Here is a 13,378-nt window from a genome sequence, read left to right on the forward strand (position 1 = left end):
TTATAGTGCCTTTGCTAAGGCGAAGGGACGTAAGGTATCAAAATGCAACAAAACGAACTAAAAACGCCATACTTCATGATCAATGAAGACAAGCTGATTGAGAATCTAGAGAAAGCAAAACAGCTAAAAGACATCTCTGGTGTGAAGCTTGTATTAGCACTGAAGTGCTTCTCAACATGGGGTGTATTCGACATCATCAAGCCTTACCTAGACGGAACAACAAGTTCTGGCCCGTTTGAAGTGAAGCTTGGCTACGAAACGTTTGGTGGTGAGACACACGCATACAGCGTGGGTTACAGCGAAGATGACGTTCGCGATGTGGCGGACATCTGTGACAAGATGATCTTTAACTCTCAGTCACAGCTAGCGGCTTATCGTCATATTGTCGAAGGTAAAGCATCGATTGGCTTGCGCCTGAACCCAGGTGTGAGCTATGCAGGGCAAGACTTAGCAAACCCAGCGCGTCAATTCTCTCGTCTTGGTGTTCAGGCTGATCACATCAAACCGGAAATTTTTGATGGTATTGATGGCGTAATGTTCCACATGAACTGTGAGAACAAAGACGTGGATGCGTTTATCGGTTTACTCGATGCTATTTCAGCTCAGTTTGGCGAGTACCTAGATAAGCTGGACTGGGTAAGCATGGGTGGCGGCGTGTTCTTCACATGGCCGGGTTATGACATCGAAAAGCTTGGCCTAGCGCTGAAAGCGTTTGCTGAAAAACACGGCGTGCAAATGTACCTAGAACCGGGCGAAGCGATCATTACCAAGACGACTGATCTAGTGGTCACTGTGGTTGATATCGTTGAGAACGTAAAGAAGACGGCGATTGTCGATTCAGCCACAGAAGCTCACCGCTTAGATACGTTGATCTACAATGAGCCAGCGTCAATTCTTGAAGCATCTGAAAATGGTGAACACGAGTATGTGATCGGCTCGTGCTCTTGTTTGGCTGGAGACCAGTTCTGCGTGGCGAACTTCGAACAGCCTCTAGAGATAGGACAGCGTCTGCATATTCTAGATAGTGCCGGTTACACCATGGTGAAACTGAACTGGTTTAACGGTCTACGTATGCCGTCGGTTTACTGTGAACGCTCGAATGGTGACATTCAAAAACTGAATGAATTTGACTACTCTGATTTCAAACGTTCACTGTCTCAGTGGTCAGTGAAATAAAACGTATTGAGTATTAGAACGACAAAGAGCAGCTGAATTGCTGCTCTTTTTATTGGGGAAGCGTTAAAGGTGTGCAGTTAGCTTTCTACAATTACACGAGTGTCTTCACTCAGAGATTCTAACTCATTGGCTATGTCTTCAATTTCTAGCTCGCTAGGTAGTTTTATCGCCATTTTAGCGCTGAATAAGCTAGAGCTTACCCCTCCGCCTCCAGCAATGAATACACGCTGACAATCCATATCTAAAATTGAGATACCTTGATTATCGAGAACGTGAGTAATTTCATTCACAATACCCGCTCTATCGTTGGCATCTAAACGAAGTTGGAAGATAGTGTCTTCACGATATGAATGAGGTTCAGAGTCGACGAACCTAACAACAAGAGTCTGACAAGAAGAGAACGCCTGTTTAACGATGTCGGCATTTTCTCTTGGAAGCTCTACTTTGATGACACCTGCAACTTGGTCTTCGATAAAGTTTACTTTGCTGATCAGCCATTTCCCGCCGTTTTCGTGTGTGATTGCAGCGAGCTCTTTAATCGTGGCGGGTGACGCTTGTCCGACAAAATTAACAATAAATACGGTGTTCATAATGTCCCCTCCTGGAATCAAGGTTTGGACGCAGTACGAATAAACGTGCTACTTAAGTTATTGGAATAAATCCTTTTATTTAGTGTAGGTGCTAAGGGCAGGTAATGTTTGATGAAAGTCAATTTTTAACACTAATTCGTGATGCAAATAATTAAAACAATGTTCAGAGCACAAAAAAGCAGCCATCGTAAGGCTGCTTTTTACCGAGTATCAACTTAGGATTAGAAGGTTACTTTTAACTCGACACCATAAAATTGACTGTCGTAGTTTGCGCCTGCGTCCATGGCGAATTTTGCAACATCTTGGTTTCCAAACCAAGGTGATGAATTGAATTGTAGTTCTGCACTACCGCCCCATGCATCAGTTACCCAATAATGAATATGTCCAACAGGGTTTAAGAAGAAGAGCGAAACATCACCTGCGGTTTCAGAGCCCATAACTTCGCCGCCGTTTGCAATAATGTCTTGCTCAGCCGTTAACATCATTTCACCAACAACAGCACCAAAGAATGGTGTGATAAAAATATCCTGCCAAGATGGTACTTCTGCGAACGCCTCCACGCCATACTCCCAAAAGAACGTCGACATAGTTGCGGAGTACAAAAACGACTGAAATTCATTATAGCCAGCGTGACGTGCTGCCGTGTAGTAAACGCCGCCAAAATATGGGTGCATGATGTAGTTGAGGACATGTTCATCGCGATCCCAAACGGGGCCGTCAGAGACATTATCTTTCCACTTTTGCCCCAACTTACTCATGTCTCGGTCTTCTTCGTCCCATTTGGTGATACTTTCTGGAAGAAAAGTCATCATGCCTACGGTCGCGATACTGAGACCTAGAATGGTGTAGGTTTGACCCATCAGATAATCCCAGTCTTTATCTTGAGGGATGATGAGATGTTTAGGCTGAAGCCCTGCGTCAAGGTTTAGCGAATCATCATTATTCTGTTCATACATAACACCGCGATTTTGAGCCTCGAAGGTGTACAGAGTCGTCGTTTCGCAGTAACCTGACAAACAATCAGGTGTGTAAGAAAACTCTGTATGACGGCTTAGGTCATAGTGACTTGCGTGCGCAAGCGCTGACGAAGCCAAGCAAAGGCCTGTTAGAGTCGTCTTGAACATGGATGATTTTGACACAAAGGTCTCCGAGTGAATGGTGTATGTTCGGGCTCGTAATTATCCCTCAAAACATCAATCATTTAAACACTTGACCCTTATTTAGTCCCAACAAACCTCGGCGAGATTTGTCCAAATAAAAAGAAAAATAAGCGCTATAACGAAAATAGGATTGTGCTTACGTTCAGGAGTCAGTTGTGAAAATAGCAATGCTTAGTACTGGTGAGGAAGTCCTCCACGGTGATATTGTTGATACTAATGCGGCATGGTTGTCTAGCCTGTTTTATCAACATGGATTTGGCTTAACAAAGCGCTCAACGGTTGGCGATAGCCTATCGAGTTTGGTTGAAGAGTTTTTAATGCTCAGCTTTAACAACGATGTGGTTATTGTTAATGGTGGTTTAGGCCCTACAACGGATGACATGAGTGCCGCCGCCGCCGCGAGAGCCGCCGATTGTAAACTGGTGCTATTCAAAGAGTGGTTGCAGCATCTAGAAAGTTTGTATGCTCGACGTGGCATCCCTATGCCGGACAGTAATTTAAAGCAAGCAATGCTGCCAGAAACGGCAGAGATATTGGACAACCCGATAGGCACTGCTTGCGGTTTCAAAATGCTGATTAATGATGCCATTTTTTATTTCACACCGGGTGTACCAAGTGAATTTAAGCTCATGGCAGAGACGCAAATTCTTCCCGATCTGAGAAGAGTGTTTCCCGATGTGCAAGGTTCATGTTGTAGCCGAATCTACACGTTTGGTCTGTCTGAATCCGGTATTTCAGATAAGCTAGATCAGCTAAAACTTCCTCAAGGCTATGAGCTAGGGTATCGCTCTTACTTGCCTTTTATTGAAGTGAAACTTTTTGGTCCTTCAGATCAGCTTGAACAGCGTTTGAAACTCGTACAGATAATTAATAAACACCTTGAGAGTAATACCGTTAGTATTGACTTACCTATGGTTGAAAATGTCGGCCAGTTGTTGGTCGATAAAGGACTAACAGTGTCGACCTCCGAAAAAAGTAGCGGAGGATACTTAACGTACTGGCTAAACGGTGATGAAAACGCTGAAAAGCAACTAGGGCATGGTTGGATACTACCGAGCCTGACTCAAGCGATGGCCAACAGCGGAGATCCATTAGCAGAAACGTTTGCTCTGGCTGGTGCTACGCGAGAGAAGTGTGGGACGGATTTATCACTCGTTACTGGCCATATTGAAGAGGGGGTTTTTTCCGTCGCTTTATCGACACCGTCAGGCGAGTGGGGAGCATTATATAAACTCTCGAAAAAGTATCAGCGCAATGATCAAGTTAAAGTGATCAGCACGGCAGCACTAGACTTGTTGCGTCGCTACCTAGAACGTAAACCGATGTTTGCGCATTATGCATTTTTAGAGAAAGTTAAAGAGATGCACCTCCCGAGCAGTGCTTTATAACCAAAGCTCTCTACAGTAGTCTGAGAGACAAAAAACAGAGACAAAAAAGCCAAGGTGATTACCTTGGCTTTTGCATTTTATACCGTCGAGTCAACGTTATGCGCGCTGCTTTTCTTTCATCGCGTAGTTAACGCCGCTAAGTGACAAATCTGATTTTGCTTTACAGATACAAGGTAATATTTCATCACTTTGTGTGTAAGCCATCGCAAAACCAACATACTCCACTTCACCAGACTCCAATTTGCAGCGACAGGCGCCGCAGTGCCCATCACGGCAGTTGTATTCTGGTAATAGGCCAGCTTGCTCCATTGTTTCCAAAATCGTATTGGAAGGGTTGGATTCAATGCTGATCAGTTTGTTGATTTTGAGTGTTGCCATTACAGCTCGAATCCTTCGAAGTCATCTGCGCGAACTTCATTGTCAATTTGACCCACAAGGTAAGAAGAGATTTCTGCTTCTTGAGGCGCAACTTGAACGTTATCTGAAGACAACCAAGCGTTAATCCATGGAATTGGGTTGGTTGTTGCTTCTGGATACGCTGCTGGTAGACCTACCGCTTGCATACGAATATTTGTGATGTATTCAACGTATTGGCTTAGGATGTCTTTGTTTAGACCGATCATAGAGCCATCTTTGAATAGATACTCTGCCCACTCTTTTTCTTGCTCAGCCGCTTCTTTGAATAGGTCAAAACAGTCCTGTTTTGCCTCTTCTGCGATTTGCATGAAAGTGAAGTCATCTTGACCGTTACGTAGCAGGTTGATCATGTGCTGCGTGCCGTTTAAGTGAAGTGCTTCGTCACGAGCGATCAGCTTGATGATTTTCGCGTTACCTTCCATTAGTTCGCGTTCTGCGAAAGCGAAAGAACATGCGAAACTGACGTAAAAACGAATAGCTTCTAATGCGTTAACAGACATCAAACAGATGTACAGCTTCTTCTTAAGATCGTACAGACTAACCTTAACCGTTTCACCGTTAAGGACATGCTCACCTTCACCGTAGCGATGGTAATCATTCGTCGCTTGAATCAAATCGTCGTAGTAGTGCGCGATGTCTTTTGCACGCTTCAGAATGTGCTCGTTCTCAACGATATCATCAAACACTACAGCAGGGTCGTTCACGATGTTACGAATAATGTGTGTGTAAGAACGAGAGTGAATCGTTTCAGAGAAAGACCAAGTCTCAATCCAAGTCTCTAGTTCTGGTAGAGACACAAGCGGCAGCAGTGCCACGTTAGGGCTGCGGCCTTGGATAGAGTCAAGAAGCGTTTGGTACTTCAAGTTAGAGATGAAGATGTGCTTCTCGTGATCTGGCAGTTTGTTGTAATCGATACGGTCGCTAGATACGTCTACTTCTTCTGGACGCCAGAAGAAAGAAAGTTGTTTCTCGATAAGTTTTTCGAAAATCTCAAACTTTTGTTGGTCGTAACGTGCAACGTTTACTGATTGACCTAGGAACATTGGTTCCTTCAATTGGTCATTCTTTTTTTGGTTAAAAGTACTGTAAGCCATAATGCCTCAATTCCTTTTAAACCTCCCCGTAAGGGGGAGGTTATCGATAGTCTGTCTTTACGGGTTCGCTAGGTACGGGAAGATTAAATCTTACAACCGCCGCCAGCACAATCGTCATCTTGTGGTTGAACAGCGTCTTTCTGTTCATCTTTCGCGCCATCACGAGTGTTGTGGTAGTAAAGCGTTTTCACACCAAACTTATACGCTGTTAGCAGGTCTTGAAGTAGTTTTTTCATTGGAACCTTGCCAGTCTCGTAACGTGACGGGTCGTAGTTAGTATTAGCAGAGATAGCTTGGTCAACAAACTTCTGCATAATACCCACAAGGTGCAGATAACCGTCGTTCGAACCGATATTCCAAAGCAGTTCATAGCTGTCTTTAAGTTCTGTGAACTCTGGTACAACTTGCTTCAGGATACCGTCTTTCGAAGCTTTTACTGAAACGTAACCACGTGGTGGCTCAATACCGTTAGTTGCGTTTGAAATCTGAGAAGAAGTCTCAGAAGGCATTAGTGCAGTCAGTGTTGAGTTACGTAGGCCGTGCTCCATAATTTCTTTACGTAGGCTGTCCCAGTCGTAGTGCAGCGCTTCGTCACAAATTAGGTCGATATCTTTCTTATACGTATCAATCGGCAGTAAGCCTTTCGCGTAGTTCGTCTCGTCGAATGAAGGACACTTACCTTGTTCTTTCGCCAGTGCTACAGATGCTTTCAATAGGTAGTACTGCATTGCTTCGAACGTACGGTGAGTTAGGCCGTTCGCGCTACCGTCAGAGTATTTCACGCCATTCTTCGCTAAGTAGTAAGCAAAGTTAATCACACCAACACCTAGCGTACGACGGTTCATAGTCGATTTGTATGCCGCTGGTAGAGGGTAATCTTGGTAATCAAGCAGTGCATCTAACGCACGAACAACAAGATCGGATAGCTCTTCGAAATCATCTAGAGACTTGATAGCACCTAAGTTGAATGCAGAAAGCGTACACAGTGCGATCTCGCCTGAGTCATCTTCAACGTTAGTTAATGGTTTCGTTGGCAGTGCGATTTCTAAACATAGGTTCGACTGACGAACTGGAGCGACTTCAGAATCAAATGGGCTGTGAGTATTACAATGGTCCACGTTCTGGATATAGATACGACCCGTTGATGCACGCTCTTGCATTAGCAGAGTGAACATTTCAATCGCTTTAACCGTTTCTTTCTTGATTGAAGGATCGTTCTCGTACTTCACGTATAGACGCTCAAACTCTTCTTGGTTTTCGAAGAATGCGTCGTACAGACCAGGTACATCAGATGGTGAGAATAGCGTAATATTGCCGCCTTCAACTAAACGTTGGTACATCAGTTTGTTTAACTGAACACCGTAGTCCATGTGACGAACACGGTTTTCTTCAACACCACGGTTGTTCTTAAGTACCATGAGTGAGCGTGCTTCACCGTGCCACATTGGGTAGAACACAGTAGCTGCGCCACCACGTACACCACCTTGTGAACAACATTTTACTGCTGTTTGGAAGTACTTGTAGAACGGAATACAACCAGTGTGGAATGCTTCACCACCGCGAATCTCTGAGCCTAATGCACGGATACGACCAGCGTTGATACCAATACCAGCGCGCTGAGATACATAACGAACAATTGAGCTTGCTGTTGCGTTAATAGAATCAAGACTGTCGCCACACTCGATCAGAACACATGAGCTGAACTGGCGAGTAGGGGTACGCACGCCAGACATAATTGGCGTAGGTAAAGAAATCTTAAATGTCGATGTCGCATCGTAGAAACGTTTGATGTAATCAAGGCGTGTCGCTTTTGGATATTTCGCAAATAAGCACGCTGCTACAAGGATGTATAAGAACTGAGCACTTTCGTAAATTTGGCCCGTAACACGGTTCTGTACGAAGTACTTACCCTCTAGCTGCTTAACTGCCGCGTATGAGAAGTTTAGGTCGCGTTTATGGTCGAGGTACGCATCAAGTTCGTCGAGTTCTGCTTTTGTGTAGTCTTCTAGAATATGTTGATCGTACTTACCCATATCGACGAGGCGAGACACGTGATCATAAAGCGTTGGTGGCTCGTATTGGCCATACGCTTTTTTACGCAGATGGAATACCGCTAGGCGAGCAGCTAGGTATTGGTAATCCGGAGTCTCTTCAGAGATCAGGTCTGCCGCAGACTTGATGATTGTCTCGTGAATATCTGTCGTTGTGATGCCGTCGTAAAACTGGATGTGAGCGCGAAGTTCTACTTGAGAAACCGAAACATTATCTAGACCTTCTGCTGCCCAAGTGATAACGCGGTGGATTTTATCCAGATCGATACTTTCTTTACGGCCATCACGCTTGGTGACGGTAAGTTGTTGGTTCATTCTGCTTTATTTCCCTAAGAAAACTGATAAAAGCCGTATTTTTGTTTGTTTATGTGCAATATGAGTAAAGCTTGCGGCGGCTTTGTGATCAAAGTCTATCTATATATTGTCGCTTAAACACAACATATAGGGGTTCATTTGTTTGCGGGTTACAAGATAGTGCTATTACACTGATTTATCAAGGTACAGTTCGGGGATGACTTGTGGATAACTGACAAAATGAAAAAAATCAGTAAGTGAACACTAACCGATGAGAAAAGGGCAGACTTGAATGGTTAAAAGTATGGTTTCGAGATCGGTTTAGAAATAACCGCATGCAAAAATATTTTCCTTGATCTTTGGCCGTTTTTATCTACGAAAAATGGCTTGGTCAAAATGGAATCTAGAGCACGAATTTTAGCCATAAAAAGACAAAAAAAGCGGCAACTTTGTGCTACCGCTTTCGATTCATTTTCTTTAAAAAATGTCAATCACAAAACTCATTTTTTAACTTAATAGCGTTCAGTATTTTTTAGTATGAACGATGTAGTTTACATCTACATTACGACCGAGTTTGTAGCTGTCATTTAGAGGGTTGTAATGAAGCCCAGTAATGCCCATTTCCGTCAGGTCAGTTTGGTCTATCATCTTCATCATTTCGGCTGGCTTGATAAACTTATCGTGCTCATGAGTGCCTTCAGGAACAATCTTAAGAAGCTTCTCAGCACCGACAATAGCAAATAAGTACGACTTAATGTTTCGGTTCAAAGTTGAGAAAAACACGTGACCACCGGGTTTGACTAGCGCAGCACAAGAGCGGATAACGGAGAGAGGATCTGGAACGTGTTCAAGCATCTCCATACAAGTCACGACATCGTAAGTTCCTGCGTTTTCTATAGCGTGGTCTTCTATTGTGCTCTGAATGTAGGTCAGTTGAGTGACTGTTTCTAATGCATGTAGTCGCGCGACTTCTAATGGTTCTTTACCCATATCAAGCCCCGTCACAATAGCGCCTTCTTTTGCCATGCTTTCAGCAAGAATGCCACCACCACAGCCGACATCAAGTGTTCGCTTGCCAAACAAGCCATTTGCTTTTTCAAGTACATAGTTCAAACGAAGTGGGTTAATTTGATGAAGCGGCTTAAACTCGCCTTCTAAATCCCACCATCGAGAAGCCATGTCCTCGAATTTCTTAATTTCACTTGGGTCGACGTTTTGTGCTTTAGTCATAATTGGTTTTATTGCATTCAATCTGAGTCCTTTAGAGGGCGCCAGTATACTCCAACGTTTTATACCCAAACAACCTCGATGTGCTTAGTTAAGGGACAATGACAGAGTTCACTGGCGCGACAATAGCGACAGGTTCCTGTATTTTTGAAAGCGCTAGCTATTGTTTTTGGTTCATCCTTGAACTAGTGCCAGTGACAATAACTCTAAAACCTGCATTTTCGCGTTGTGTGGTTAAAGGAATTTACCTCGCTTTTCCGCGTAAAGAGTCCGATTTTGCTCAATGTTGACCGAAATATAACCACTAATCAGAAAGATATGGGATGAGTGTGCAAATTCTCGACATTTGATTCATAACCAAGCTCACAACCTGATAAAAGGAGAGGGAAAGTGATGCCGAAGTGATGAATTGTGTGTTATATTTTTGCACCTTACACGTATCGTAATTACGATCAGATAATAGAGGGATAATGGCTCTATGAGCGATTTAGCTAAAGAGATCACGCCCGTAAACATTGAAGATGAGCTTAGAGGTTCATACCTAGACTATGCGATGTCAGTCATCGTGGGTCGTGCTCTTCCAGATGTGCGTGATGGCCTAAAACCAGTACACCGCCGCGTTTTATTCGCGATGAACGTACTAGGCAACGATTGGAACAAACCATATAAAAAATCAGCCCGTGTTGTCGGCGACGTAATCGGTAAATATCACCCACATGGTGATATTGCTGTGTACGACACAATCGTACGTATGGCTCAGCCGTTCTCGCTTCGTTACATGCTGGTCGATGGTCAAGGTAACTTTGGCTCGATCGATGGCGACTCTGCTGCGGCAATGCGTTACACCGAAGTTCGAATGGCAAAAATTGCCCATGAACTATTGGCTGACCTAGACAAAGAAACCGTAGACTACGTACCAAACTACGACGGTACTGAGCAGATCCCAGCGGTTCTTCCAACTAAAATTCCAAACCTATTGGTTAACGGTGCTTCTGGTATCGCAGTAGGTATGGCAACCAACATCCCGCCTCATAACCTTGGCGAAGTGATTGATGGCTGTCTTGCATACATCAATAATGAAGAAATCACTATTGATGAACTAATGGATTACATTCCTGGTCCTGATTTCCCAACGGCGGCGCTTATCAGCGGTCGTAAAGGCATTGTAGACGCGTACAAAACAGGTCGTGGCAAAATCTACATGCGTTCGAAAGCGGACATCGAAGTGGAGAAGAATGGTAAAGAGACCATTATCGTCACTGAAATTCCTTACCAGGTGAACAAAGCTCGCTTGATCGAAAAGATCGCTGAGCTAGTTAAAGATAAGAAAGTAGAAGGCATCAGTGCACTGCGCGACGAGTCAGATAAAGACGGTATGCGCATTGTTATTGAGTGTAAGCGCGATGCTGTGGGCGAAGTAGTTCTAAACAACCTTTACGCTCAGACTCAGCTGCAAACCACTTTCGGTATCAACATGGTGGCCCTAAACAATGGCCAGCCACAGCTATTCAACCTAAAAGATATGTTGAAGTGCTTCGTTGATCACCGTCGTGAAGTTGTGACACGTCGTACTATCTTCGAACTGCGTAAAGCGCGTGAACGTGCTCATATCCTTGAAGGTTTAGCTCTAGCGCTTGCTAACATTGATGAAATTATTGAGCTTATCCGTAAGGCACCTACACCGGCTGAAGCAAAAGCGGGTCTTATCGCTCGTGGTTGGGATTTAGGCAACGTTTCAGCAATGCTAGAGCGTGCTGGTACAGATGCTGCGCGCCCTGAATGGCTAGAGCCTGAATATGGTATTCGTGATGGTCAGTACTTCCTGACTGAGCAACAAGCACAAGCTATCCTAGATCTACGTTTACATAAACTAACAGGTCTAGAACACGAGAAGATTCTTGGCGAATACAAAACACTTCTAGAAGAAATCGCTGAACTCATGCATATCCTTGCGAGCACTGAGCGTTTGATGGAAGTTATCCGTGAAGAACTTGAAGCGGTTCGTGACGGCTTTGGTGACGCTCGTCGTACAGAAATCACAGCTGCGAGCCATGATATTGACATGGAAGAGCTGATCGCACGTGAAGACGTTGTGGTTACTCTATCTCACGGTGGTTACGTTAAGTACCAAGTACTGAGCGACTACGAGTCACAGCGCCGTGGTGGTAAAGGTAAGAGTGCGACTAAGATGAAAGATGAAGACCATATCGAGCGTCTTCTAGTGGCGAATACCCACGATAACATCTTGTGTTTCTCTACTCGTGGTAAAACATACCGCCTGAAAGTTTACCAATTGCCTCTAGCGAGCCGTACTGCGCGTGGTAAGCCAATCGTAAACATCCTTCCACTCGAAGAAGGTGAGCGCATTACCGCGATTCTACGTGTTGATGAATTCTCTGAAGACAAATTCATCTTCATGGCAACAGGTGACGGTACGGTTAAGAAAACGCCGTTGAACCAGTTTGCAAACGTACGTTCAAACGGCCTAATCGCTGTGAACCTACGTGAAGACGATTCGTTAATCGGTGTAGATATCACTAACGGCGAAAACGAAATCATGCTGTTCTCTAAAGCGGGTAAAGTGGTTCGCTTTAAAGAAGCAGAAGAAATTCCAGTACTTGATGAAAATGGTAAACCAGTTCTTGATGAGAATGGTCAGCCAGAGATCAAGTTTAAAGGTGTTCGTCCTATGGGGCGTACCGCCTCTGGTGTTCGTGGTATGAAACTGGCTGAAAATGACCAAGTTGTATCACTTATTGTTCCTTCGCACGAAGGCGACATCCTAACGGTTACAGAAAACGGTTATGGTAAACGCACAGCACTTAGCGAGTACCCGACAAAAGGTCGTGGCACTCAAGGTGTAGTTTCTATCAAAGTTTCTGAGCGAAATGGCCCGGTAGTTGGTGCTATCCAGGTTGTTGAAGGTGATGAAATGATGATGATCACCGACGCTGGCACGTTAGTACGTACTCGTGTGGGTGAAGTTAGCCAGGTTGGTCGTAACACACAAGGTGTAACGCTTATCCGTACTGCGGAAGATGAATCAGTTGTTGGTTTGCAACGTATTGAAGAAGTTGATGATGAAGAGCTGCCTGCTGATGAAGATGCAGAAGCGTTAGAGTCAACAGACGAAAATACGCAGCAAGACGCTTCAGAAGCTCCTGCTGCTAATGATGCAGAGGAAGGTAACGAAGAGTAATCTTACATCGTTATCCTGATATGAAAAGCCGAGCCTTAGTTGCTCGGCTTTTTTGTATCTGTATCAACGCATTTAAAGTAAGAAATGCGTACACTGACGTTATCTTTGTTTACAGGACGTGTTATGTCTGTTTGGTTTTTCGCTGCCATCACTCTAATGGGGTTGTTTATCGTACTCTTATCACTGAGTGCATCAAAAGTTAAACCTGCTCAATGGTTTGGTTTTTGCCTGTTAGTACTTGTCGTGACGAGTGCCAGTTTCTTATTGCTGCATCAAACACCGCCTAAACCAATACAAGCGGAAATGTCACGAATGATGACTGCTCGTGACATCATGAAAGAGATTCAAGACCAGTTGCGTGAAGATCCGAACAACGCTGAATTGTGGTTCCAACTCGGGCAGGGCTACCTGCTAGAGGGGGAATTTGATGGCGCGCTGATTTGTTTTGATTACGCGATCCAGCTGACTGAGCCAGTCAGTGCCACGCAACTTGCCGCAAAAGCGACGACCTTGTACTACATTCACCAGCAATCAATGACGCAAGAAGTTAGCTTGCTTTTGGAGCAAGCTTTGCAGATAGAGCCGCACAATGAAGCCGCTTTGTCTTTGATCGCAAATGATCATTTTCTGTCATTCCGCTTTCAGGAAGCGATTGATGCCTGGGTACTATTATTAGATTCTAATGATCCAAATTTAGATAGGGTGCAAATCATTAACTCTATCAACAAAGCAAAAGAGCTATTGTAAGCGTACAATTTAACAAGCAATAGAGGGAAAGGTGG

The 13,378-nt window shown here is 44.3% G+C and carries 10 protein-coding genes; 4 read left to right on the forward strand and 6 right to left on the reverse strand.

Annotated elements, in window-relative coordinates; genetic code table 11:
• The first annotated feature begins 42 nt into the window (after nucleotides 1–42).
• A complete protein-coding gene (gene nspC / locus R7Q46_RS10990) occupies nucleotides 43–1,176 on the forward strand; it encodes a carboxynorspermidine decarboxylase (RefSeq protein ID WP_213871696.1) in 1,134 nt (377 codons plus the stop codon).
• Nucleotides 1,177–1,253: 77 nt separating this feature from the next.
• Here the strand turns inward: nspC and R7Q46_RS10995 are convergent, their stop codons facing one another.
• Nucleotides 1,254–1,766 (reverse strand): glycine cleavage system protein R, encoded by a 513-nt coding sequence (locus R7Q46_RS10995; RefSeq protein WP_005376814.1) that lies wholly within the window; start codon nucleotides 1,764–1,766, stop codon nucleotides 1,254–1,256.
• Nucleotides 1,767–1,987: 221 nt separating this feature from the next.
• Nucleotides 1,988–2,890 carry a DUF3943 domain-containing protein gene (locus R7Q46_RS11000; RefSeq protein ID WP_005376815.1) on the reverse strand — a complete coding sequence of 301 codons (903 nt, stop codon included), beginning with the start codon at nucleotides 2,888–2,890 and terminating at the stop codon, nucleotides 1,988–1,990.
• Between the two features lie 191 nt (nucleotides 2,891–3,081).
• Here R7Q46_RS11000 and R7Q46_RS11005 point away from each other — a divergent pair, with 191 nt between their 5' ends.
• Nucleotides 3,082–4,314, forward strand: coding sequence for a CinA family nicotinamide mononucleotide deamidase-related protein (locus R7Q46_RS11005; protein WP_054577688.1), 1,233 nt, complete (start codon nucleotides 3,082–3,084; stop codon nucleotides 4,312–4,314).
• 96 nt (nucleotides 4,315–4,410) lie between these two features.
• On the opposite strand, the gene yfaE is transcribed toward R7Q46_RS11005, so the two are convergent.
• From yfaE to ubiG, 4 genes are all read right to left on the reverse strand, one after another.
• The gene (gene yfaE / locus R7Q46_RS11010) at nucleotides 4,411–4,692 is read right to left on the reverse strand and encodes a class I ribonucleotide reductase maintenance protein YfaE (protein ID WP_005376817.1); all 282 of its coding nucleotides are present in this window, start codon (nucleotides 4,690–4,692) and stop codon (nucleotides 4,411–4,413) included.
• Complete coding sequence (gene nrdB / locus R7Q46_RS11015) at nucleotides 4,692–5,825, reverse strand: class Ia ribonucleoside-diphosphate reductase subunit beta (protein WP_005376818.1); 1,134 nt, start codon at nucleotides 5,823–5,825, stop codon at nucleotides 4,692–4,694. Before nrdB ends, yfaE begins: the two co-directional genes overlap by 1 nt.
• 83 nt (nucleotides 5,826–5,908) lie before the next feature.
• Complete coding sequence (gene nrdA / locus R7Q46_RS11020) at nucleotides 5,909–8,191, reverse strand: class 1a ribonucleoside-diphosphate reductase subunit alpha (protein ID WP_005376819.1); 2,283 nt, start codon at nucleotides 8,189–8,191, stop codon at nucleotides 5,909–5,911.
• Between the two features lie 501 nt (nucleotides 8,192–8,692).
• Nucleotides 8,693–9,400, reverse strand: coding sequence for a bifunctional 2-polyprenyl-6-hydroxyphenol methylase/3-demethylubiquinol 3-O-methyltransferase UbiG (gene ubiG, locus R7Q46_RS11025; protein WP_213871695.1), 708 nt, complete (start codon nucleotides 9,398–9,400; stop codon nucleotides 8,693–8,695).
• 475 nt (nucleotides 9,401–9,875) lie between these two features.
• On the opposite strand from ubiG, the gene gyrA reads away from it, so the two are divergent.
• Both gyrA and R7Q46_RS11035 read left to right on the forward strand, forming a co-directional pair.
• A complete protein-coding gene (gyrA, locus tag R7Q46_RS11030; RefSeq protein ID WP_318077501.1) occupies nucleotides 9,876–12,596 on the forward strand; it encodes a DNA topoisomerase (ATP-hydrolyzing) subunit A in 2,721 nt (906 codons plus the stop codon).
• 123 nt (nucleotides 12,597–12,719) lie between these two features.
• A complete protein-coding gene (locus tag R7Q46_RS11035; RefSeq protein ID WP_054701274.1) occupies nucleotides 12,720–13,343 on the forward strand; it encodes a tetratricopeptide repeat protein in 624 nt (207 codons plus the stop codon).
• Nucleotides 13,344–13,378 lie beyond the last annotated feature (35 nt).

The organism is Vibrio sp. 811 (genome assembly GCF_033339195.1).